The organism is Pseudomonas sp. KUIN-1, assembly GCF_009176725.1.
GTDB classification, from domain to species: domain Bacteria; phylum Pseudomonadota; class Gammaproteobacteria; order Pseudomonadales; family Pseudomonadaceae; genus Aquipseudomonas; species Aquipseudomonas fragariae.
On sequence record NZ_AP020337.1, the window covers coordinates 5,405,741 to 5,429,866 of the forward strand.

Genomic DNA, 24,126 nt, shown 5'->3' on the forward strand with positions numbered 1-24,126 from the left:
CGTTATCGACTTCCTCAAAGTTCGTGGAGGCAAAGAAAGTGCAGCCTCAAGGCAAAACGGGCCGCGCCGATGCTGCACTGGCATGCATTAAACAAACTGTACGGCATCGAGCGTGAACTCAAGGATGTCAGCGATGAGCAGCGTTACATCGGCCGTCGGGAAAAAAGCCTGCCTGAGTTGGCGAAGCTGAAAGCATGGATGGAAAAAACGCAGCCGCAGGTCACGTCGCAAAGTGCCTTGGGTAGAGCGGTGAGTTATCTGGCCAACAACTGGACCCGGCTGGAGCGTTATATCGAAGCTGGTTTTTTACCCATCGATAACAACGCTGCCGAAAGAGCAATCAGGCCGTTTGCCATAGGAAGAAAAGCCTGGCTGTTCAGCGATACGCCCAAAGGCGCCACAGCCAGCACCCAGATCTATAGCTTGGTCGAGACCGCCAAACTCAACGGCCAAGAGCCTTATACGTGGCTGCGCCACGTACTTGAGCGTTTGCCACATGCCTCGTCGGTAGAAGACTACGAAGCGTTGTTACCGTGGCACTGCTCGCCAGAGATGCCTCGCTAAACCCAGTCCTCATTTTTTGCCAGGTGGGGTTTGTGGCGCGGATACATTTCCTCCATCGTTGGGCGACGCAGATCGTTGCGCAGCTTGGGATGCCTGGCCAGCACTACCGACAATCGACCCTCGCCGTCCTCAACCAGCTCAATCAAGCGCTTAAGCCCTGTCAAGATGTGGCCGTTGAGGTCATGGGCCTCATCGACGAACAGGGCCACTGGGCGTTTGTTCACCCTGCAAGCTGCTGGATACGCTTGTCACCCAGGTTGACCAGTAGCTGCACGGTGGCGAAAGCTATGTATCGGGTGACGCTGGATACTCCGGTGTGGCCAAGCGACCGGAGCATGCAAGCGCTGCCATCTGAGGATGAGGTGCTGCCGTCTCCCCAGGTGGCGGCAAAGACTGTCTGGTTCAGTCAGGAACGACTCTAAAGGCATAACCAGCGATATTTTTGTCGTCAAGCCTGTCTCTGTTCATGGGATGCACAGGTTTGCTCGCTAGGTGTTCAGCAAGTTTCTTCATATCCATGAACCTCAGGGCTTTATTTCCCTCTTGGCTATAAGGCTGCAATATGTCTGTCGATTCACCCGCCAGGCCGATCACCTGCTGATGCGGATTACTCAGTGACAAATCTTCACCAAAAAGGCAAGACGTCGGGTCGTCCGGGTAATCTGCCGCATCCCTGAAGTCCTGAGACTCAGCATCGGCCTTCGAAATCGTACGCAGTTGTCTGAATTGTGAAGTGATAGAGCGTAGTACTGCGTGGATGTCGGCCACAACTTCCGGCCGAGACGACGGGTCGGTTATAAAGGCTTCAACGACCCTTTCTACCTCCGCTTCAGGGTTCAGCCTAAGCAAACGCACTCCGTAAGCAACGTTATTTTCGTTGTCCTCCCGCTCCGGCATTACCGGCAACGTCCTGACACGCGTGTCACCTGCTCGGCTTGGGAAGACCGAGCTCGACTCGGTAGTGGCCTGACGCGACGCCAGCATGCGATTCAGCGCAACATTGAGGTTCAATACGGGGTTATTCACCAAGGTCAACTCCTCTGGTATATCGGGGTCAATGCCCACACTTTCTAACACGCGCCTCAAATCTGGGGGTGCCGGTTGAAACGAATGTATATAGCGGCCAAGGGAGGTGCTCAGGCGCTCCATATCCACTCCCGCTTGAGTCAATCTGCGCAGGGCTTCGTCAGTGTCAGTCTGGTTGGCACTACGATTACGCCTCTCAGCATCGGCGAGGCGTAGTGACTCCAGCTGGTTGAGGTCTTGAGGATGCCTGTCGACCGATGTACTAGAAGTCGCCTGGCTCGAAGACGATGTTTGACGCGGTGCCATCCATCCAGTGAACCGCCCAAGTAACGTACGCTGACTGCTTCTCGATGATGAAGCTACGGGGCGGGAAGGGGCTGGCGAAAGTATCGGTGCTAACGCTCTCTGAGTTCTCTGTTGGTGAACCACCTGACGAAGCGTTTGACGGAGCTCGTTAGCGAGCACCGAATCACTGCTGATTCCATTCGTATGCATGTCAGGAAAATGCTGAAGCAAGATATTCCATTCGACTCGAGAAAAAGCTACCGCGTTGTTATCCATTACATTTCTGAGCATGGTGCGAACACTATTAAGATTAGCGCCCGCCCTGACCAACTCCTGAACGATGCGCTCTGCAACGATGCGCTCTGCCGGTTGTGCCTCCGGCGGCTGCCTGGGCTCTACAGGCGGAGTGCCACGCTCGGCACTGGCAGACGTCGTCTCCTGCCATTCTCTGGTTTGTCGCGACAACGCGTTGGATCGTAGCAGCCTCCTCCCGGATACTGTCGGGGATTCGGGCCGCAACTGCGGACTGTTCGTCAAGTTCGCACCGCTACTGGAGTCACGTTCGCGCTCCGTTACTGGCTCGTCGTCTGCGCGCCAACGCCAAAAAAAGTTTGATGGCCCTGCTCCGTTGATACCCGACATATATAGACTCTCCACTCATGATTTCATGGCTGCGGACTGTTCCGTCCTCCGCAATTGGACATGAGTCGGCGATCGGACAAGAAAGGTTCCACTGATGCGTATCGGGGTCTGGCGAGCAATGGAACAGGGAAGTCAGTTAAGCGCAATTTTCTGATGGTCAGTGCATCGTTGGGGAATTGTATCCGCAGCCATGCTTGAATTTGCGTCCATGCATAGGGATTTCAAAATGCCTATGCATCAAGTTGATGCTATGAAAAAGGCTTCATGTCTTCATAGGGATGCGTAGGCAGACCTACGTTACTCTACAGACGGTTTTATTAAGCTTGCGTTTATAGGCAGCTCATAATCCGTTGGTCCACGGTTCGGTCCGTATGGGCTCACCACCTTTGAAAGCCGCGCATTGCGCGGTTTTTGTGTTCTTTGGCGATTCAATTGCAGCTCATCTGCTAACTACAAAAAAACCTCGTAAACTCGTCCCCAAAAACAGTCCGTTGTCGCACTCGAAACGGAATCTACAGACCTCAACAACCTGCTCACCAACGCTACCACAAGCCCACCCCCCACATAAACCTGCCCAGTCATCGACCCTCTCAATCACCCGATCAAAACATCCGATTGGCCATCTTCCGAAACATTCCGTAACGTTGTTTCCCGGTGCGACAGATGCGCGCACCGCTTGAGCTTTTAATCCCCACGCTCAGCCCACGACCACGCACGAGCCCACCATGTCTTTGAACACCCCGCAGCAAATCGCTGAAATTGCCGTCGAAAGCGGCGTCAAGAAGGCCCACTTGGGCCTGTCGTCGTTGATGATCCTGGGCTTTCTGGCAGGGGCTTTCATTGCCCTCGGGTTTCTTCTCGATATTCATGTCAGCACCATGATCCCTCACGAGTGGGCGTCGCTGGGCAATCTGCTTGGCGCTGTGGTGTTCCCGGTCGGGCTGATTCTGGTGGTGCTGGCGGGCGGTGAATTGCTGACTGGCAACATGATGAGCCTGCCCATGGCGCTGTTCGCCGGGCGTATCGGTCTGGGTCAGTTGGTGCGTAACTGGGTGCTGGTGACGCTGGCCAACCTGATCGGTGCGCTGTTCGTCGCCTATTGTTTCGGCCATGTGGTGGGGCTGACTGAAGGCGCCTTCATGGCCAAGACTGTGGCCATCGCCAATGCCAAGGTCGGGGCCAGCTTCGAACAGGCCTTCATCTCGGGTATTGGCTGCAATTGGCTGGTGTGCCTGGCGGTGTGGCTCAGCTACGCGAGCAAGGACGTGATCGGTAAAGTGGTCGGCATGTGGTTTCCGGTGATGGCATTCGTAGCAATCGGCTTTCAGCACATCGTCGCCAACATGTTCGTCATTCCTGCAGCGATCTTCGCTGGCGCCTTGAGCTGGGCGCAGTTCGGTGACAATTTCGTTCCGGTATTTTTGGGTAACGCAGTGGGCGGCGCGGTGTTCGTCGGCCTGGCCTATCATTTGGCCTTTTCCAATAAGGCAACCCAACCTGCTGAGCTGTCCAGGACCAGTGGCGCGCAAACACCGGAATAATCCGGTCCAACGCCATACAGACGCTGCGGTGATAAGAGATTCTGACCGCAGAGCGAAAAGCTCTGCGGGGTTAGTGTCAATGCGGCTCAACAGGCCACAACCCCTGATAGCGGAGAGCAACGCCTGAGTTCAGAGGGCGAGATCAATCAAGGTGCCGTGCGCCGCTCAGCCTGATTCATGTACTCCATCAAAACCTGACTCAACGCCACCACACCCACCATCCCCTCCTCCAATTCAACCTCAACCCCCACACCCTGCAACCCTCCGACTGCCGTCCATTCCTCAAGCGCCAAGCCGTGCAACTTCAAAAACGCTTCGCGCCTGCACCATGCCTTGGCGAACGCAATCGTGCGAACCGACTCGGGTAAGCCTGACAGACGGGTAGCAACATCAGCCCCCAGATAATCCTGCGCGACAGCATGCCAGTCCGGAACCGCCTGAATCTGCATCAAGTCCACGCCGACTGCGCCTTGGAGATTGATGGCAGCCAGCGAGCATCCCGCTTCGTGGCTGATGGAAAACCCGGGCTCCGGCAGCCCGTCGATAAGCAGTCGCGGCGCGGCACCTGGAGCGCTGATGAACGTGATCGCGCCTGATGGCAATTCGAGCCACTGTTCCACGGCGGTACGCAAGCAGGCTCGAATGTGGCTTCTGGCCTCATCTCTTGCACAACCCGGCCTGGTAACGCAGCTGACCAGCAATACATTCTGCCGAGGGAAAGGCTTTGGCGGGGCAAGCTGGCCATCTTCATCGAATGCCCAGCTTGCCCCGCGCTTCATGCCCTGTCAGGTGACGCGGGACAACCGGCCCAGCGGCTGCCGGCAGGGATGTGCTCGCCCTTCATCACCAGGGTCAGTGCGCCAAGGTGCGCATCGTTGCCGACGACGGCGCTGTATAGCACGGCGCTGCGTGGGCCCATGTACACGCGTTTGCCGATGCTGACGTGGTCGATTTTCATGACTCGGTCTTCGAACAGGTGGGTCTGCGGGCAGGCGCCGGCGTTCAGTTCGCTATCTGCGCCGATGCTGACGCAGTCGAATTCAGTGATGTCGGTGGTGTCCATGTAAACCCCGCGACCAATCTTGCAGCCGAGCACATTGAACGCCAGTGGCAACCATGGTGTGCCGCGCAGGTAGCGCATGAAGTTTGGTGCGGCCATGCCTTCGTACAGACTGGTGATGCCCTCTGAAAGCCATACGAAGGGCGTCCACATCGGGTCAGCGCGTTTGCGATAGCGGCCCATGACCAACCACTTCAAGGCCACGATCAGCAGAAAGTTACCCACGCTGTACGCCATGCCGATGACGGCGAGGTAGGCCAGCACGGCGCCCCAGCGCTCGTCATCAGCGAGAGGCATCAGGTCAAGCATGACCGTGTAGCCAACGGCGATCACTACCGCGTGCGGGGTGACGATGCGCACGCCTTCGACAAGACCTCGGGCCAGGCGGCGCAGCGGTGAAGGCTTGAAGGTCAGCGACTCGGGGGCGCCACTGACCTGCTCGCGGGCCGGCAGATGGATCGGTGGTGAGCCCAGCCAGGTGTCGCCGTCGACTATTTTGCTGTTGTGCGGCGCACAGGAATGGACGCCGATCAGGACGTTTTCCGGCAGTACTGTGCCGTCCGCGATGTATCCGCCATTGCCGACAAAGCTGCGATGCGACACGACCGTGGGTTGCATGGTCATCCAGCCGCCGTCGATGCGCTCATCACCGAGCATCACCGCATCGGCGATAAAGGTTTCATCGCCCAGGGTCAGCATTTCCGGGATGACGCCTTGTGCGCTGGAAATCTCGGCGTCGCGCCCTACTTTCGCGCCCAGCAGCCGATACCAGAAGGGCGAATACACTGTGGCGTAGATGCCGGACAGCACGTTGAGGCTCGCTTCCTGAATCTGGCTGATCAGCCACTTGGCGCAGTAGGTATTGCTGTGCACCTCATAACGGCCCGGTTTGAGGCGCGGGAAAACGAGCCAGCGCAATGCCGCAGATGCCAGAACAGTCGCGACAATCAGCACCGCACTGGCCGGGAACGCGAGCAGGAAATAGCGCGCCAATTGTCCCAGTGGTCCGCTGCCCTCGAACCATGGCAAGACGTTCTGTGTGTCGAACCAGTCGATCAGGAAGAAGGTCGGGAAGACCGGGATAAAGAATAACGTCGCGATCAGCAGTACGCCGAAGGCGAAGAACAGTTTTTCTGCCCGCAAACGCGCAGGGCTGGTCACGGGCCGCGCAGGTTGACCGAGCGTATCGAACGCGCCGACATCACGCGCTGGCGAGCCCTGCCAGATGCGCCCGGCTGGAACCTCCCGACCGTCAGCCATGGCCGATTGGGCTTCCAGATGCCCCCACGGGCCTACGGCAGTATTGCCTTCCATGATCACGTAAGAGCCGACACAGGCATTGTCCTGCAGGGCGATACGCCCCAAATGCAACTGGCCCCGTTCGACGCGCGCGTTTTCAAAGCTGACACCGTTGCCGACGCTGACCCCGTCGCCGATTTCCAGCAGGTCATGAGCCCGTACTGTCGCCCCGCCGATAATCACGTCCTGCCCGATCTTCGCGCCCAGTGCGCGCAGCCACAGGGGATAAAGCGAGGAACCGCTCAGCAGGTAAGTCGGTGCCGATTCGACCATGCGGTCTGCGGCCCACCAGCGAAAGTAAGTAACGCCCCACAACGGATAGATCCCAGGCTTCAGGCGGCCGACGATCAGCCACTTGGCCGCCAGCGCGATGAAAAACTGCAGAACGGTGGCAATCAGGAACACCGAGATCGACGCCAAAGTCGCCAAGGTGACAGAGTCGTCGGGCGAGCCGGTGAGCAGGTGATAGGTAAAGAACGGTGCGAGCCATTGGGTCATGCGCAGGCTGACCATGACAGGCAATGCCAGCGCCTGGGCCACGCCGCAGCGCCAGCGACGCCAGGCTGACGGAGGCGTCCAGTCCACCGGCGCATCCATCTCTTGTGGCGCCTGATCCAGCACTTCGGCAATCGCACCGATACGCCGATGCTGGTAAATGTCGCGCACCGTGACTTGAGCGAAACGCGGGTTGGCACGCAGCGCCGAGGCCAGACGCGCAGCAAAGAAGGAATGCCCACCCAGATCGGTGAAAAAATCCGCATCGCGGCGGATCGGCATGCCAGGGAACAGTGTGCTCAGCGCAGCAAACAGTGCAATCTCACCTTCGGTTTGCGCCACATCGGACTCTGCACTGGCAGCCTTGGCGTCGACCGTCAATGGAAGGACCTTGAGCGCTTTACGGTCGATTTTGCCGGAGGTGAGGCGCGGCATGCTGTCGAGCAGTTCGAAGTGCCCCGGCACCATGTACGGCGGCAACTGCGCCTGCAGGGTTTTGCGCAACTGGCTCGTGAATGCGGAAGGCGTCGATGTGTCGCTCACCAGGTAAGCAATCAGCTGATCAACGCCCGCCTCGTTGCGCAACAGGACGGCCACAGTGCCCACGCCAGGCTGCTGCGCCAACAGCGCTTCAATCTCGCCCAGCTCGACGCGAAAGCCACGAATTTTTACCTGATCATCGGCACGCCCCAGGCACTGCACCTGGCCATCATGGTCGATTCGGGCAAGGTCGCCGGTTCGATACAGGCGCGCATCGTGATAGCCGGTGGACCACGGGTTCGGCAGGAATTTTTCCTCGGTCAGGTCCGGCCGTCCCAGATAACCCTCGGCCAGACCGGGGCCAATAATGCACAGCTCGCCAACTTCACCACGCGGCAGCAGGCTGGGCGCCAGGCTGCTCCCGACCGCAGGGTCATTGGCGATGACCAACAGCCCGTAATTGGGTAGCGGTGTACCGATCGACACCGGGCGACCACGCGACAGACGCGCCAGGCTGGCCGATACGGTGGCTTCGGTAGGGCCGTAGGTGTTGAACATCTGCCGGTTCGGCGTGGCCCAGCGATCGACCAGCGATTCAGGGCACATCTCGCCGCCCAGATTGATCAGGCGCAAGCCGGGAACGTCTTCGCTGAACAGCGCCAGTAAAGTCGGCACCGCATGCAAAACGCTGATGCGCTGCTCGTTCAGCAAGCGCGGCAGGGTTTCCGGGTCACCGCTGGTTTCCTTCGGGCCTATCCACAGCGTCGCGCCCACCAGATAGGCAATCCAGATTTCTTCGAAGGACATGTCGAAGGCCACGGAAAAGCCCTGGTAAACACGGTCGTTGGCCCGAATGCCGAGTATCGCGTTCTCGCTGCGTAGAAAATGGCAGATGCTGCGCTGGGAAATCAGAATGCCCTTGGGCTTGCCCGTGGAGCCGGAGGTGTAGATCACATAGGCAGGATGGTCGGGAAGCACCCCACTGCGGCGCACCAACGCTGCGTCGGTCGGCGTCAACAAGTGTTCGGCAGTCCACACCTTCAAACCGGTATCGGCCAACACCGGCATCAACGCATCGCAGGAAACCAGCCCCACTGCACTGGCGTCGTCCAGACAAATCTGCAGGCGCTCCACCGGCGTGTCCTGATCCAGAGGCAGCCAGGCGGCGCCCGCCTTGGCGATACCGGCCTGCATGACCAGCAGCTCGATGCCGCGCGGCAGCCACAGACCGACAATGTGCCCCGGTCGAACACCCGTACCGATCAGCGCCGAAGCCACCTGATCGGCCTGCCGGTCCAGCTCGCCATAACTGATCTGGCGCTCGCCGAAGATCAATGCCACGTGCTGCGGATTGCGCCGGGCACTGGCTTCGAGCAAATCGGCCAGCACTTCCTCGCGTAGCAGCTCATGTTGAATAGGACCGTAAATCACGTCCAGCGATTGTTCGTTCTGGCCTAGCGTCGACAGGTTCAGGTTATTCATGGCAGCAGGTATTAGCTCGTCTGAAGGAGGTGCCTGAGATTTTCTGGTTATGAGCCGGTCCGTCAGCGATTGGCGCGAATTCTGTGGTGGCGGTTACGTGTCCGGTATATGTCAGTTTTGATACATTCTGGCTGGAGCGCTGCAGCTCTCACCGGGGCAAGAGAACAGGCTGACAAGGCGAATATGGCAAAGGCTGGCTGTACGAATCTTGAACAACAAAACGAAGGTGGCGGATTGCCCCCATTGCTGCGCGGGTTACAGCAAACGCCACAAGGTCTCACGCGTTGCAGGGTTGAAAGACTGCGCCTGACGGTCCATGACGCCTCTCAGTCCATCGCCAATACGCTCCGTCGGCATCGGGTGAAAGCCATGTTGCCGAAACCATGGACCGTTCCAGCGCGGCTCGCGAAATGTCGTCAGGCTGATCGCGTGCAACTGGCAAACCTGCGCGTACGCCTCGACAGACGCCAACAGGCTTTTTCCGACACCCTTGCCGGATGCACCTGGCTCGACCGAGATGTTGTCCAGGTACAGGAAGTCATCCAGCAAGCGCATGGCTGCAAAACCGATGATGTCACCGCTGAGCCTGTTGACAGCAACCACCACCCGGCAGGCTTCGAACCTGTTTGCGCCCAGCGGAGGGTTTTCGGCGACATGCGCCAGGGAAGGAATGCTTTTGTAACGGTGACGCGCCTGCACTGACAGGCGCTGTAACGAGTCCAGGTCGCTGTGTTGCGACACACGCAGATCAAATTCCACCCGCTTTTCCTCCCTGGCCTGATATTTAAACCAGACGCCGATGAGCACATCTGGACGGTGAGCCGAATAATCACCACAATCGGCTCATCCCATAAGCCGATTAACTTTACCTGCTTGCCAAAAACTGCCTGGTTCGCCTGCCCGGTGGAGGCCGCAGCACTCGCTACCAGATCAATCGGCCCTTGCCATAGAGCGCTACGCAGCAGAAGGGACTGCTAGCGCTTCAGACGTGCGCCACTGGTCGCATCGACCGCAGCATCCAGTTCCGCACCGGACAGAAACTGGCTGTAGTAATCATGCAGTTCGGCTTCCCAACCGGCCACCTCGTCCAGCGCCGCCTCGGCTTGTTCCTTGCTCAAGGCAAAGTGAGCGTGCTGACTGAGCAGATTGCCTCGGTTGAGCCGCGACCCTTCGATGCCGACTGACATGGCAAGTGCCTGAGCAGGCCCTTCGTCCAGAATGGGCAGTACGTCGTACATCGGCGATAACCTCCAGCCACCTTCTTTCCAGATGACTGCATGGTTACGGGGATGATCATCGGCATTGCCGACGAGCACGTTGTAGGCCATGCGCCGATACAGCTCCTGCCGATCAACGTCAGGCGCACCACGACGATACAGCTCATCGGCGAGTGCCGCATATTGCCAGTCGGGGTGCGTACGGGCCTTCCACTCGGCGTCCAGCAAGGTCAAGCCGCTGAGCATCGGCAGTCGGCGGAAACGATGGGTTTGCTCATCAAAAGCGCGGTCGAAACGCTCGACCAACAGTGTATTGATCCGCTCGCCGCGATACAGAGAGGTGTTGGCCGCCTGCAACCCTTTAAGCCCTGCGAAGGTCATGCAGGCGTGCTCAACGGAGGGCAGGTCATAGTGATCGAATTTGTCGCGAGGCTTGGCCAGAATCAGTTTTCTGTCGCCCAGATAAGTTCGCTTGGGGCGTGCGCCGCCAGCGGAAGATCGCTGATCCCTTACCTTCAGAACCTCCAGCTGCTCGGCGCTGAGCTGGCTGTCATAGATCGCTTCACAGGCATCGACGAAATGATCAAGCCCTTTGGCATGAAAGGCCTTGGGAGGCGTGTGGCCCAGCCCGTCCTGCGCGACACGAGACAGGCCGGCCATGATATTGCCCGCTCTGTCGCTGTTGGGCGACTTGAGCAGCAGCTGTATCGAGTCCAACGGACCTTTTTCGACCCGGTGCAGCAACCGCTCTCCCCAACCATCGGGCATGGCATCATCGATAAAACCCGGGACGCCACCATTTTTAGTCACGGTGTAGGACCGCGTAGACAGCGGATACCTGAAAGGGTCCGGCACCCAGATGTTTTCCTGCACCGCGTCCGGTGCATATTGGAATGTTCCGACGCCAGCCTGAATCGTCAGCTTGCCCAGCGTCAGTGTCTCTCCGCTGACAGGGCATTCCATGTAGATATAAGCCTGGGCCATCAGAAGTCCTCCGGCTTGTGTCGAGGCAGGCGGACACGCTTTCGGTCGGCAGCTTCAAGCTGCTCGACACTGAACGACTCGTCATCCCGAAGCCCTTGAAACAATCGCTCCGACACCCCCAGCCCCCAGACCACCAACATGAAGTCACGCAGCGATACGCCTTCGGCATTGCCTGCCTCGATACGTCGAAACGTACGAAGCGAGATGCCCAGCCTTTCGGCAAGATCGACCTGGCGGATGCCTTGCTGCAACCTGGTCTGCTTTACCAGCAGCGCAATGCGCAAAAGCGTGTCAGTGCACTGAACGGGGAAAAAAGCCTTCATGAGCAGTTACCAGCGGGCATGCGCAGGAGTTCGAGAAAACAAAGTAACACGGATAGCTACGTGGACCCGAAAATAATAGCTCACGAAAGAACACATTAACTCTCATAAAGTGTCATTAAGTAACATCTTAATGGCTCATAAAAATCGTGATGACTGCCTTCAATACATCATTCCTACACCTTGAATGCGCAATACCACGTCACTGATCATCGACATACGTCACCCATCCCCCATCAAAATGTGGCTTACTGCGGACTGCCATCATCCAATCAGGGAATCTCTTCCCTACCCTCGCGGTCTCTTTACGCATGACGAATTCGCGCTCTGCTTTCATACCCTCCTGGCTTCGCCCTGTTCTGCGTCCTTTGCTGGACCCGTATCGCCGTTATCGGCATGCGCGGCTGATCCACGCGGCGCGGATTGCGGTGGGCTTGCTGGTGACTATCCTGTTGACCACCGGCCTCAACCTGCCCCATGGCGAGTGGGCGTCGGTGACCATGCTGATCGTGATCGGCGGTTTGCAGCATCACGGCAATATCGGCAAGAAGTCGGTCGAACGTGCCTATGGAACGTTGATCGGTGCCGGCCTCGGTCTGATCGTGGTGGTCCAGCAGGGCTATCTGGAAATGCCGCTGCTGACCTACGCAATGATGTCGGTGATGTGCGGTTTCTTCGCCTATCACGCCATCGGCAAAGGGGGTTACACCGCGCTGCTGTCGGCGATCACGCTGTTCATCGTTGCCGGTCATGGTTACAACCCGATCAGCGACGGGCTGTGGCGTACTGTCGATATTCTGATTGGTATTGCGCTGGCCCTGGCGTTCTCCTTCGCTCTGCCGCTGTATGCGGTGTTTTCCTGGCGCTACAACCTGGCCAGCGGTTTGCGTGACTGCGCCAAGGTCTACGGGCGCATCGTGCAGGGCCAGCCGGTTACCGCCGATGAGCATTTGAAACTGACCGCCAGGCTCAACGGCACGATGCTGCAATTGCGCTCGCTGCTGCCGTCGGTGTCCAAGGAAGTGAAGATGTCCATGGTCGAGCTGGACGCCATTCAGGGCCACTTCCGCATGTGCCTGAGCACCCTGGAGATTCTCGCCAATATTCGCCCTGCGAATCTGAATCAGCTTGCTGACGAGACGCTCAAGGCATCGCTGGACGCTGACTACCGCCAGATTCGCCGGCAACTGATCGGCATGGCCCGCGCCCTGCAAACCGGCGCCACCGAACGTCTGGCACGCACGACCGAAACACCTGAGACACCTGAGACACCTGAGACACCTGAGACACCTGCAGTGAAGGCCGTGATTCCTACCGAGTTGAAGGGCTACCACTTGATGACCCAGCAGTTGGCGCTCAACCTCGACGGCCTGCAGGCGCGTCTGGCCAAGACCGCCAAACGCTGGAAGTTTTAAGGAACCGCCCGTGCCCGATACCCGCCCGCCTGTGCTGGATGAAATCGATCGCCAGCTGATTGCCGCGCTGCAAATCAACGCGCGCGAAAGCGTCGCCATGCTCGCCCGGCAACTGGGCATCGCCCGCACCACCGTGACCTCGCGGCTGGCACGCCTGGAAAGCAGCAAAGTGATTACCGGTTACGGCGTGCGCCTTGGCCAGCGCGTGGTCAGTGGCGGGTTGCAGGCGTATGTCGGCATCACCGTGCAACCTCGCTCAGGCAAGGAAGTGGTGCGGCGCCTCAGTGCCATGGCGCAGGTTCAGCAACTCTGTGCCGTGAGCGGCGAGTTCGATTATGTCGCTTGGTTGCGCACGGATTCTCCCGAGCAACTGGACCAGTTACTCGACCTGATCGGCAGCGTGGAGGGTGTCGAGAAGACCACCACATCGATCATCCTCAGCAGCAAGATCGACCGCGGCCAGCCGGTGTAACCGAACGCTTCTATCAAGCAGCCATACAAACCGACCAGCAGATTCGTCACTTAGCCCAAACAAACAGCATATCGACGACACTTTGCGTCTTATTAACGTGTCCGCCCTTCTCTAGACTGTTGTTTTTTCGCCGTTGCCCATCAAGGTCCGTCATGAAGAACAACCGTCACCCCGCCAACGGCAAAAAGCCGATCACCATGTTCGGCCCCGACTTCCCCTTCGCCTTCGATGACTGGATCGAGCACCCTAAAGGCCTGGGCAGCATTCCGGTGGAGAACCACGGCGCTGAAGTGGCAATTATCGGTGCAGGGATAGCCGGTCTGGTGGCAGCCTACGAATTGATGAAGATAGGCCTCAAGCCGGTGGTGTACGAAGCCTCGAAAATGGGTGGCCGCCTGCGCTCCCAGGAGTTCGAAGGCGCCAAAGGCATCGTGGCCGAACTGGGCGGCATGCGCTTTCCGGTGTCCTCGACGGCGTTCTTCCATTACGTCGACAAGCTGGGCCTTGAGTCCAGGCCGTTCCCCAACCCGCTGACTGCGGCGTCCGGCAGCACCGTTATCGACCTGGAAGGCACCACCTACTACGCCCAGATGCTCTCGGACCTGCCGGCGCTGTTTCAGGAAGTCGCCGACGCCTGGGCCGACGCCCTGGAAAGCGGCTCGCAGTTCGGCGACATCCAGCAGGCGATCCGCGACCGCGATGTGCCGCGTCTCAAGGAACTGTGGAACAAGCTGGTGCCGTTATGGGACGACCGCACGTTCTATGATTTTGTCGCTACTTCCAAGGCCTTCGCCAAGCTGTCTTTCTTTCACCGCGAAGTATTCGGCCAGGTGGGCTTCGGTACTGGCGGGTGGGATTCGGACTTCCCCAACTCGATGCTGGAAATCTTCCGCGTGGTGATGACCAACTGCGATGAACACCAGCACCTGATCGTCGGCGGCGTGCAGCAAGTGCCGGTCGGCTTGTGGAGCCATGTACCCGAGCATTGCGCGCACTGGCCCAAGGGCACCAGCCTGTCGTCGTTGCACCGCGGCGCACCACGTCCCGGCGTGAAGCGCATTGCACGCGCAGAGGATGGCAGTTTTGCGGTGACCGACAATTGGGGCGACACCCGGCAGTACGCCGCTGTGCTGACCACCTGCCAGAGCTGGCTGCTGACCACGCAGATCGAGTGCGAAGAGTCGCTGTTCTCGCAGAAGATGTGGATGGCCCTGGACCGCACCCGCTACATGCAGTCGTCAAAGACCTTCGTGATGGTCGACCGCCCGTTCTGGAAGGACAAAGACCCGGAAACCGGCCGCGACCTGATGAGCATGACCCTCACCGACCGGCTGACCCGTGGCACGTACCTGTTCGATAACGGCGACGACAAGCCAGGCGTGATCTGCCTGTCCTACTCGTGGATGAGCGATGCACTGAAGATGCTCCCGCAGCCCATCGAGAAGCGGGTGAAGCTGGCGCTGGATGCCTTGAAGAAGATCTACCCGAAAGTGGACATCGCAGCGCGGATCATCGGTGATCCGATTACCGTGTCATGGGAAGCTGATCCGCACTTCCTGGGTGCGTTCAAGGGTGCGCTGCCGGGCCATTACCGCTATAACCAGCGCATGTACGCGCACTTCATGCAGCAGGATATGCCCAGCGAACAGCGCGGCATGTTCATCGCCGGCGACGATGTCTCCTGGACACCGGCGTGGGTCGAAGGCGCTGTGCAGACCTCACTGAACGCCGTGTGGGGGATCATGAACCACTTCGGCGGCAAGACTCACGCCGAGAACCCCGGCCCCGGTGATGTGTTCCACGAAATCGGCCCGATAGCACTGGGCGACTGACAGAAGGAAAACCCCATGCGCGTTGCGCTGTATCAATGCCCGCCATTGCCGCTGGATGTCAGCGGCAACCTGACTCGCCTGGAACAGCAGGCTCAGGCCGCCGCCAAGCAAGGGTCACAGGTGCTGATCTGTCCGGAAATGTTCCTCAGCGGCTACAACATCGGCGCTCAGGCTGTCGGTGAGCTGGCGCAGGCGCAGGACGGTCCGGCAGCGACGCGCATTGCCGCCATCGCGCAGGCCAGCGGCATTGCGATCCTCTACGGCTATCCGGAGCGCGCGGGCGATGGGCAAATCTACAACGCCGTGCAGTTGATCGACAGCCAGGGCACGCGCCTGTGCAACTACCGCAAAACGCACCTGTTCAGCGAGCTGGACAAGTCGATGTTCGCCGCAGGCGACGATCATTACCCGGTGGTCGAATTGAATGGCTGGCGCCTGGGCCTGCTGATTTGCTACGACGTGGAATTCCCCGAAAATACCCGTCGGCTGGCCCTGGCCGGGGCCGAATTGATTCTGGTCCCCACCGCGAACATGCTGCCTTACGATTTCGTCTGCGACGTGACGGTTCGGGCGCGGGCTTTCGAGAATCACTGCTACGTGGTGTACGCCAACTACTGCGGCAGCGAGGGCGCGATTCGTTACTGCGGGCTCAGCAGCCTCTGCGCACCGGACGGCAGCCGCCCGTTGCTGGCAGGTCAGGACGAGGCACTGCTGGTCGGCACGCTGGACAAGATACTGCTGGCCCAGGCCAGAACCGCGAACGACTACTTCGTGGATCGCCGCCCGGCGCTTTATACGTCGCTGACTTGATCAGATTAGCCGGATGGATAATTCCCACGCAGGAGCGTGCGGAATAATCCTATAACTATCGTGCCCACGCTCCGCGACCATCGTCATACACAAGCCCGCTTTTGATTCTGGCCGGAGCCCGTAGCGAACTTGTTCGCGAAGACGGTCGCATCAGGCGATGCATTTTCGGAAAGCTTGACGGCCCCTTCGCGGACAAGTCCGCTCCTACGCCCGTTGGGCAGAATCAAAAACGGCCTCCTGCCCGAGGGGTAGGGGCGAACTTGTTCGCGAAGACGGTCGCTCAGGCGATGCATGTCCGGAAAGCTTGGCGGCCCCTTCGCGGACAAGTCCGCTCCTACGCCCGTTGGGCAGAATCAAAAACGGCCTCCTGCCCGAGGGGTAGGAGCGAACTTGTTCGCGAAGACGGTCGCTCAAGCGATGCATGTTCGGAAAGCTTGGCGGCCCCTTCGCGGACAAGTCCGCTCCTACGCCCGTTGGGCAGAATCAAAAACGGCCTCCTGCCCTAGGGGTAGGAGCGAACTTGTTCGCGAAGACGGTCGTTCAGGCGATGCATTGTCGGGAAGCTTGACGGCCCCTTTGCGTCCTCTATTTCGCAGGCTTGAGCAGCAGGCTCGCGAACGGGTCGGCTAATCCGCTAGCATGACGCTTCGCCTTGCAACGCTTTCCGGACGCCCCTCATGCCTGCCGCACACTCCGCCGACACTCAACGCCTCACGCTGGCCAACGGCCTGAATGTGCTGCTGTGTCACGAGCCACGGCTCAAGCGCTGTGCGGCCTCATTGCGCGTGGCAGCCGGCAGTCACGATGCGCCGCAGGCGTGGCCAGGGCTGGCGCATTTTCTGGAGCACCTGTTTTTTCTCGGCACCGAACGCTTCCCGGCCGGGGACAACCTGATGACCTTCGTGCAGCGTCATGGCGGGCAGGTCAATGCCAGCACCCGCGAGCGCACCACCGACTTCTTCTTCGAACTGCCACAGGCGGCCTTCGCCCAAGGGCTGGAGCGACTGTGCGACATGCTTGCCCGGCCGCGCATGGACATCGCAGATCAATTGCGCGAACGCGAAGTGCTGCACGCCGAGTTCATCGCCTGGCTCGGCGATAGCGCATCCCGCGATCAGGCGCGCCTGCTGACAGCGATCACGCCTCAGCATCCGCTGCGTGGCTTTCACGCTGGCAATCGCTACAGCCTGTCAGTGCCTAACCCGGCGTTTCAGCAGGCATTGCATGACTTTTATCGAGGCTTCTATCAGGCCGGGCAGATGACCCTGTGCCTGACTGGCCCGCTGCCGATGGCTGAATTGCAGGCGCTGGCGATAAACCACGGCGCGGTTTTCGCCACTGGGATAAAGGTCACACAGCGCCCGCCTCCAGCATTGATGACCAGCCCTCGACAGGCTGGCGAGCAAAACCATCTGCTGTTTGCCTTCGAGGACTTGCCGGACAAGGCTGACGAAGCGGTGGCCTTCTTCTGTCACTGGCTGAACGCAGCGCAGCCTTGCGGGCTGGTTGCCGAGCTGGTCCGCAGGGGCCTTTGCACTTCACTGCACGCCGCGCCGCTTTACCAGTTCGGCGGACAGCTTTTGCTGGATATCGACTTTAAGGGCGCCCCGGCGAACGCGACCGCTATCAGCAGCCTGCTTTTCAGCTGGCTCGGTTTCTTCGAGGCTCACTGGCCGACGCGAATTGAGGAATACCACCGTCTCGAACAACGCCGTCTGCAGATGTGCGGAGCATTGGCTCTGGCCAACCATCGCTGTCGCGAAACGCCCGCGCAGCTGAGCGAGCAAGGCCAAAAAGCCTTAAGCGCATTTCTCGCAAAACTCACGGCTGACGTGGATAACCTCGATCCAGAGCCGGTCGACTGGCGCCTGCCCGCCCCGAACCCGTTTCTTGGTACGGCAGTGGACGACCCCGCTGAAGCCGCGCTGTACCTGCGCTGGCAACTGCCGTCCCCACAGCCCGCCTTTTGGCGGATGCTCGACGCCGCGCTCAAGCCACTGGCCGAAGACGCACGTCAGGCCGGGGTAACACTGACCTTCACCGCGTACGGCCCCTACTGGCAGCTACAGTTGAACGGTTTGCGCGAACCCATTGTGGGAGTCCTGCAACAGAGCCTGCTGCGCTTGCAGCACCCCGATGCCCGCGCGCAGGAACACGACGAGCCAGTGTTGATCCCGATTCGTCAGTTGCTCAAGCAGCTTGCCGATCACTTCCTGCGCAGTAACCCGGAGGTGAGCATAAGCGACCTGCCAGGCGTATGGTCGGCTTCGCGCTGGATCAGTTTCACCAGCGGTTTCGGCCCGGCCAGCCAGTCAATGCTGGACGCGGTGTTGAATGCAGCACCCGGCGTTCGGCAAACTTCCCCGGCCGATCTGCCAACCATTCGCGCTGGCAAGCACTGGGCAGCGCAAGCATCGTCTTCCTCGGAAGACGCCGTGCTGGTGTTCTGCCCGGCGCCCACGACTTCCATCGAAGATGAAGCCTCCTGGCGTTTGCTCGCGCACCTGGCCCAGACGCCGTTCTATAAGCGGCTGCGGGTCGAGCTGCAATTGGGTTACGCGGTGTTCAGTGGCCTCAGGCAGATCGACGGAAAGACCGGCTTGCTGTTCGGTGTGCAATCGCCCACCTGCAATGCGCAGCAACTGTTTGAGCACATCGAGGCCTTTATCGGCAGATTGCCGCAACTGGTTCGCGGCGCAGATTTGCCTGAACAGACAAACGCCCTTGCAGCGCAGTTCGAGCCGTCGAACCTGCCGCAGCAACAGCGTGCCGACCTGCAGTGGCAGGCACACCTTGCCGGGCATCAGAGCGACCATGCGCCCACCTTGCAGCGGGCGCTGTCAAATCTGGAAACACACTCGTTGCTGGCCTCTGCGGATCAATTGATCAAGGCCACAGGTGGCTGGCTGATTGTGGCCAATCGCCCTGCCAGCGCGGCCGTTCCGCAATCCTTACCTGAACAGTAACGGTCTTTCATGCAGATTCTAGCCCTGCTGAATTGTGAAAATGAGTAACATAGCTCCCTAAGCATCTGAACGTATGCCTCCAGCGATGCACTAAGATGTAGTCACCCACCGCTGCACTTATCCGAGGAGATTTTTATGTCGTGGACTAAACCTGCTTACACTGATCTGCGTATCGGTTTTGAAGTCACCATGTACTTCGCAAGCCGTTGATTTCAGTGCGCTGTGAAGCCTCGGTTCGCCGGGGCTTTTTTTATGGTTGTGGCTGTTTTTTATTTCAGAGCGTGTCCCAGGAGCTGTCATGTACATCCAGATTCTAGGTTCTGCTGCTGGCGGTGGATTCCCCCAGTGGAACTGCAACTGCGTCAATTGCGCGGGCTTTCGCGACGGCAGCCTGCGTGCCCACGCGCGGACCCAGTCGTCCATTGCGCTGTCCGACGACGGTATCAACTGGGTGCTGTGCAACGCCTCACCGGACATTCGCGCGCAATTGCAGGGCTTTGCGCCGATGCAGCCGGGTCGCGCATTGCGCGACACCGGCATCAGCGCGATCGTGTTGATGGACAGCCAGATCGACCACACCACCGGCCTGCTCAGCCTGCGTGAAGGCTGCCCGCATCAGGTGTGGTGTACCGACATGGTCCATGAGGACCTGAGCACCGGCTTTCCGCTGTTCGAAATGCTCAAGCACTGGAACGGCGGCCTGAGCTGGAACCGCATCGAGTTGCAGGGCAGCTTCGTGATTCCTGCCTGCCCGAACCTGCGCTTCACGCCCTTCCCGCTGCGCAGCGCCGCGCCGCCCTACTCGCCACACCGTTTCGACCCGCACCCGGGCGACAACATCGGCCTGCTGGTCGAAGACACCCGTACTGGCGGCAAGCTGTTCTATGCCCCGGGCCTGGGCAAGGTCGATGAGGCACTGGCCGAGAAGATGCGTGACGCCGACTGCCTGCTGGTCGACGGCACAATGTGGGACGACGACGAAATGCAGCGCCGTGGCGTGGGCACGCGCACCGGCCGGGAAATGGGCCATCTGGCACAGAATGGTCCCGGCGGCATGCTCGAAGTCCTCGAAGGCTTCCCCGAGCAGCGCAAGGTGCTTATCCACATCAACAACACCAACCCGATTCTCGACGAAGACTCCCCGGAACGCGCGGAGCTGGTTCGTCGCAACGTCGAAGTGGCCTTCGATGGCATGAGCATCGAGCTTTAGGAGCTGACATGAGCGAAGCGACTGCGCTGTCCCCCGCCGAATTCGAACAGGCCTTGCGCGCCAAGGGCGCCTATTACCACATCTATCACCCGTTCCATGTGGCGATGTACGAGGGCCGAGCGACCCGCGAGCAGATTCAGGGCTGGGTCGCCAACCGTTTCTACTATCAGGTGAACATTCCGCTCAAGGACGCGGCGATTCTGGCCAACTGCCCGGATCGCGAGATCCGTCGCGAGTGGATTCAGCGCCTGCTCGATCATGACGGTGCGCCCGGCGAAGACGGCGGCATCGAAGCCTGGCTGCGCCTCGGCCAGGCCGTGGGACTGGACCCGGACCAGCTGCGCTCGCAGGAACTGGTGCTGCCAGGCGTGCGCTTTGCCGTCGACGCCTACGTGAACTTCGCCCGCCGCGCCAACTGGCAGGAAGCCGCCAGCAGCTCGCTGACCGAACTGTTCGCCCCGCAGATCCACCAGTCGCGTCTGGACAGCTGGCCGCAGCACTACCCATGGATCGACCCGGCAGGCTATGAGTATTTCCGCACTCGCCTGGGTCAGGCCCGACGCGATGTAGAGCACGGCCTCGCCATCACGTTACAGCACTACACTACGTACGAAGGTCAGCAGCGTATGCTGGAAATCCTGCAGTTCAAACTCGATATCCTGTGGAGCATGCTCGATGCCATGTCCATGGCCTACGAGCTGAACCGCCCGCCGTATCACAGCGTCACAGACCAAAGGGTCTGGCATAAGGGGATTACCCTATGAAGCACGATCCGCAGTTCCGAGCGTTGACACCCAAATGGCATCAAGGCTATCGCTTTCAGTACGAGCCTGCGCAAAAGGCGCATGTGGTGCTTTACCCTGAAGGCATGATCAAACTCAATGAAAGCGCGGCCCTGATTGGCGGGCTGATCGATGGCAAGCGCACCATCGCCGCCATCATTGATGAGCTTCATCAGCAGTTCCCCAATGTTCCCGAACTGGGCATGGACGTCGACGAGTTCATGGAAGGCGCCAAAAAGAAAAACTGGATCGATCTTGTCTGACATAGCACCCGTCACCAACACCCCGTACATACCGCCCACTCCCGAGGTCGGGCTGCCGCTGTGGCTGCTCGCCGAGCTGACCTATCGCTGCCCGTTGCAATGCCCGTATTGCTCCAACCCCCTGGATTTCGCCAAACAGGGCCAGGAGCTGAGCACCGAGCAGTGGTTCAAGGTCATGCAGGAAGCGCGGGAAATGGGTGCGGCGCAGATCGGTTTTTCCGGCGGCGAGCCGCTGGTGCGCCAGGACCTCGCCGAACTGATCGCCGAGGCGCGGCGTCTGGGCTTCTACACCAACCTGATCACCTCGGGCATCGGCCTTACCGAAGAGAAGATCATCGCCTTCAAGGAAGCAGGCCTGGACCACATCCAGATCAGCTTTCAGGCCAGCGACGAGCAGGTCAACAACATGCTCGCCGGCTCGAAAAAAGCCTTCGCGCAGAAGCTGGAAATGGCCCGAGCGGTGAAAAGGCATGGCTACCCAATGGTGCTGAACTTCGTGACCCACCGTCACAACATCGACCGTATCGACAAGATCATCGAGCTGTGTCTCGCGCTGGAAGCGGACTTCGTCGAACTGGCGACCTGTCAGTTCTATGGCTGGGCGCACCTGAATCGCCTCGGCTTGCTGCCGACCAAAGATCAACTGGTCCGCGCCGAAGCCGTCACCAACGAATACCGCGCCCGGCTGGAGGCAGAAAATCATCCGTGCAAACTGATTTTCGTCACCCCTGATTATTACGAAGAACGTCCCAAAGCCTGCATGAACGGCTGGGGCAATATCTTCCTGACCGTGACACCGGATGGCACGGCGCTGCCCTGCCACGGCGCGCGGCAGATGCCGATCCAGTTCCCCAACGTACGCGATCACAGCATGCAGCACATCTGGTACGACTCGTTCGGCTTCAATCGCTTCCGCGGCTACGACTGGATGCCCGAGCCGTGCCGTTCGTGTGACGAGAAGGAAAAGGACTTCGGCGGCTGTCGCTGCCAGGCCTTCATGCTGACCGGCGACGCCGCCAATGCCGACCCGGTGTGCAGCAAATCCTATCACCACGGGATTATCACTCAGGCTCGTGACGAGTCCGAAACCGCTACTCAAACCATTGAAGAGCTGGCCTTTCGCAATGACCGAAACTCACGACTCATCGCAAAATCCTCCTGACCGCCTGAGCGCCGCCCAGGCGGTCGCTGCAGGCGTCGACTTCGCCGAACTGGATGTCAGCTCGGCGGGCCTGTTCTGGAACGAATACCGCCCCGAAGACGGCGCGAGCCGCATCTGGCACTGGTACGCCAACAGCAAGCGCTGCCTGACGCCACAAGGTTTCAGCGTACGCAGTCGGGTGTATGAATACGGTGGTGGTTCGTTCTGCCTCGCCGACGACGCCGTAGTCTTCGTCAACGAGCGCGACCAGCAACTGTATCGACAGGCCCTGGACGCCAGCGAGCCGGTGGCGCTGACCGAGGGCGACAAGCGCTACGGCGGCGTGTTCTTCAGCGGCGGCCGGATTCTGGCCGTTGAAGAGGACCGCAACACGCATCGACTGGTGGCTATCGAGCTGGCTGACGGCAAGCGCCAGTTACTGGCCGAAGGCGCTGATTTTTACTCATCGCCAATTGTCAGTGCCGACGGCAGGCGCCTGGCCTGGATCGAATGGCAGCGCCCGCATCAGCCGTGGACCAGCACCCGTTTGATGTGTGCAACGAAACAGGACGACGGCAACTGGGCCGCTGCGCAGTGCATCGCAGGTGACGGTGCGCAAGAGTCTCTGCAACAGCCGCGCTTCGATGCCCATGGGCGTCTGTATTGCCTGACTGATCGCGCGGGTTTCTGGCAGCCCTGGGGCGAATCGCCTTCCGGGTTTGCGCCGCTTCCCGCCCGTCCGGCGGATCATGCTTCCGCGCCGTGGCAAATGGGCAGTTGCACCTGGCTGCCGATCAACGATGGTTACCTGGCGAGCTGGTTTGCAGACGGTTCAAGTGTTCTTGGGCTGTGTCAGGCCAGCGGCAGCGTCGAGGATTTCAGCGCGGGTTACAGCCGCTTTCGCAGCCTCGCCATTGACGAAGAGTTCGTCTATTGCATCGCCGCCTCGGCCATCAGCACCTCAGCGGTACTGGCCATTTCTCGCCACGACGCCAGTGTTCAGGTGCTTGCCGGAGGCGGGTCGCCGCTGCCGGCCGATCAGATCAGCCGTCCTCAGACGTTGCGTTACCCCAGTGGCGGGGCCGAGGCTCATGGCTACTTCTATCCGGCCATGACCGGCGCAGAAAAACCGCCGCTGGTGGTGTTCATCCATGGCGGCCCGACCTCTGCGTGCTACCCGGTGCTGGACCCGCGCATTCAGTACTGGACGCACCGCGGCTTCGCCGTCGCAGACCTCAATTATCGCGGCAGCAGCGGCTACGGTCGCGTGTACCGGCAAGGCCTGCACCTCACCTGGGGCGTGGCGGACGTCGAAGATGCCTGTGCAGTCGTGAAACATCTGGCCGAGCGCGGCTTGATCGACGAACGACAGGCTTTCATTCGCGGCGGCAGTGCCGGTGGCTACACCACGCTCTGCGCGTTGGCCTTCCGCGACGTATTCCGCGCAGGGGCCAGCCTTTACGGCGTCAGCGACCCGGTAGCACTGGCCAGGGCGACGCATAAATTCGAGGGTGATTATCTGGACTGGCTGATCGGCGATCCCGACAAGGACATCGAGCGCTATCAGGCTCGTACGCCCCTGCTGCACGCCGACAGCATCAAAGTGCCGGTGATTTTCTTTCAGGGCGAACTGGATGCCGTGGTGGTTCCGGAACAGACCCGGTCCATGCTCAAGGCCTTGCAGGACAACGGTATCAAGACCGAAGCGCACTTCTATGCGGACGAGCATCATGGGTTCCGCAAGGCAAACAACCTGGCAGATGCGCTGGAGAAGGAATGGCGTTTCTATCGGGATGTGCTGGATGCCTGATCAGGCCGTGTGATCGTTCCCGCGTCAGGG

General features: G+C 59.9%; 18 protein-coding genes and 2 pseudogenes. 13 read left to right on the forward strand and 7 right to left on the reverse strand.

Annotated elements, in window-relative coordinates:
* Window positions 1–17: 17 nt before the first annotated feature.
* Window positions 18–564: pseudogene (locus KUIN1_RS24490) on the forward strand (IS66 family transposase); the annotation flags it as partial.
* A 44-nt stretch (window positions 565–608) separates the two neighbouring features.
* Here KUIN1_RS24490 and KUIN1_RS24500 read toward each other — a convergent pair.
* A pseudogene (locus KUIN1_RS24500) lies at window positions 609–785 on the reverse strand (ExeA family protein); the annotation flags it as partial.
* 181 nt (window positions 786–966) lie between these two features.
* Window positions 967–2,517: an Effector protein hopAB1 gene (locus KUIN1_RS28405; RefSeq protein ID WP_152092341.1), complete on the reverse strand. Its 1,551-nt coding sequence runs from the start codon at window positions 2,515–2,517 to the stop codon at window positions 967–969.
* Between the two features lie 725 nt (window positions 2,518–3,242).
* Between KUIN1_RS28405 and KUIN1_RS24520 the strand changes: the two genes are divergently transcribed.
* A complete protein-coding gene (locus KUIN1_RS24520) occupies window positions 3,243–4,058 on the forward strand; it encodes a formate/nitrite transporter family protein (RefSeq protein ID WP_011269155.1) in 816 nt (271 codons plus the stop codon).
* 146 nt (window positions 4,059–4,204) lie between these two features.
* On the opposite strand, the gene KUIN1_RS24525 is transcribed toward KUIN1_RS24520, so the two are convergent.
* From KUIN1_RS24525 to KUIN1_RS24545, 5 genes are all read right to left on the reverse strand, one after another.
* Entirely contained in the window at window positions 4,205–4,837 is a 633-nt protein-coding gene (locus tag KUIN1_RS24525; RefSeq protein WP_152092342.1) for a 4'-phosphopantetheinyl transferase family protein, read from the reverse strand.
* On the reverse strand, window positions 4,834–8,874 hold the full coding sequence (locus KUIN1_RS24530; RefSeq protein WP_116887015.1) for a Pls/PosA family non-ribosomal peptide synthetase: 4,041 nt from the start codon (window positions 8,872–8,874) through the stop codon (window positions 4,834–4,836). The genes KUIN1_RS24525 and KUIN1_RS24530 overlap by 4 nt, the downstream gene beginning before the upstream one ends.
* Before the next feature lie 255 nt (window positions 8,875–9,129).
* On the reverse strand, window positions 9,130–9,633 hold the full coding sequence (locus KUIN1_RS24535; RefSeq protein WP_103754745.1) for a GNAT family N-acetyltransferase: 504 nt from the start codon (window positions 9,631–9,633) through the stop codon (window positions 9,130–9,132).
* Window positions 9,634–9,848: 215 nt separating this feature from the next.
* Complete coding sequence (locus tag KUIN1_RS24540) at window positions 9,849–11,075, reverse strand: type II toxin-antitoxin system HipA family toxin (protein ID WP_103754746.1); 1,227 nt, start codon at window positions 11,073–11,075, stop codon at window positions 9,849–9,851.
* Window positions 11,075–11,398 carry a helix-turn-helix domain-containing protein gene (locus tag KUIN1_RS24545; protein WP_003316216.1) on the reverse strand — a complete coding sequence of 108 codons (324 nt, stop codon included), beginning with the start codon at window positions 11,396–11,398 and terminating at the stop codon, window positions 11,075–11,077. Before KUIN1_RS24545 ends, KUIN1_RS24540 begins: the two co-directional genes overlap by 1 nt.
* Window positions 11,399–11,706: 308 nt before the next feature.
* Here KUIN1_RS24545 and KUIN1_RS24550 point away from each other — a divergent pair, with 308 nt between their 5' ends.
* From KUIN1_RS24550 to KUIN1_RS24600, 11 genes are all read left to right on the forward strand, one after another.
* The gene (locus KUIN1_RS24550; RefSeq protein WP_032619928.1) at window positions 11,707–12,810 is read left to right on the forward strand and encodes an FUSC family protein; all 1,104 of its coding nucleotides are present in this window, start codon (window positions 11,707–11,709) and stop codon (window positions 12,808–12,810) included.
* A gap of 10 nt (window positions 12,811–12,820) precedes the next feature.
* Entirely contained in the window at window positions 12,821–13,282 is a 462-nt protein-coding gene (locus KUIN1_RS24555; RefSeq protein WP_003402109.1) for an Lrp/AsnC family transcriptional regulator, read from the forward strand.
* A 152-nt stretch (window positions 13,283–13,434) separates the two neighbouring features.
* Window positions 13,435–15,114, forward strand: coding sequence for a flavin monoamine oxidase family protein (locus KUIN1_RS24560; RefSeq protein WP_024650573.1), 1,680 nt, complete (start codon window positions 13,435–13,437; stop codon window positions 15,112–15,114).
* A 15-nt stretch (window positions 15,115–15,129) separates the two neighbouring features.
* Window positions 15,130–15,924 (forward strand): carbon-nitrogen hydrolase family protein, encoded by a 795-nt coding sequence (locus KUIN1_RS24565; protein ID WP_060406099.1) that lies wholly within the window; start codon window positions 15,130–15,132, stop codon window positions 15,922–15,924.
* Window positions 15,925–16,601: 677 nt separating this feature from the next.
* A complete protein-coding gene (gene pqqF, locus KUIN1_RS24570) occupies window positions 16,602–18,890 on the forward strand; it encodes a pyrroloquinoline quinone biosynthesis protein PqqF (RefSeq protein WP_152092343.1) in 2,289 nt (762 codons plus the stop codon).
* 135 nt (window positions 18,891–19,025) lie between these two features.
* Entirely contained in the window at window positions 19,026–19,100 is a 75-nt protein-coding gene (gene pqqA / locus KUIN1_RS24575; RefSeq protein WP_003422658.1) for a pyrroloquinoline quinone precursor peptide PqqA, read from the forward strand.
* Between the two features lie 88 nt (window positions 19,101–19,188).
* Window positions 19,189–20,100 (forward strand): pyrroloquinoline quinone biosynthesis protein PqqB, encoded by a 912-nt coding sequence (gene pqqB, locus KUIN1_RS24580; RefSeq protein ID WP_024640643.1) that lies wholly within the window; start codon window positions 19,189–19,191, stop codon window positions 20,098–20,100.
* 8 nt (window positions 20,101–20,108) lie between these two features.
* On the forward strand, window positions 20,109–20,864 hold the full coding sequence (gene pqqC, locus KUIN1_RS24585) for a pyrroloquinoline-quinone synthase PqqC (RefSeq protein WP_003402120.1): 756 nt from the start codon (window positions 20,109–20,111) through the stop codon (window positions 20,862–20,864).
* Window positions 20,861–21,145, forward strand: coding sequence for a pyrroloquinoline quinone biosynthesis peptide chaperone PqqD (pqqD, locus tag KUIN1_RS24590; RefSeq protein WP_011269164.1), 285 nt, complete (start codon window positions 20,861–20,863; stop codon window positions 21,143–21,145). The genes pqqC and pqqD overlap by 4 nt, the downstream gene beginning before the upstream one ends.
* The gene (gene pqqE / locus KUIN1_RS24595) at window positions 21,138–22,307 is read left to right on the forward strand and encodes a pyrroloquinoline quinone biosynthesis protein PqqE (protein ID WP_011269165.1); all 1,170 of its coding nucleotides are present in this window, start codon (window positions 21,138–21,140) and stop codon (window positions 22,305–22,307) included. The genes pqqD and pqqE overlap by 8 nt, the downstream gene beginning before the upstream one ends.
* A complete protein-coding gene (locus KUIN1_RS24600; RefSeq protein WP_011269166.1) occupies window positions 22,270–24,096 on the forward strand; it encodes a S9 family peptidase in 1,827 nt (608 codons plus the stop codon). The genes pqqE and KUIN1_RS24600 overlap by 38 nt, the downstream gene beginning before the upstream one ends.
* The last annotated feature ends 30 nt before the right edge of the window (window positions 24,097–24,126 follow it).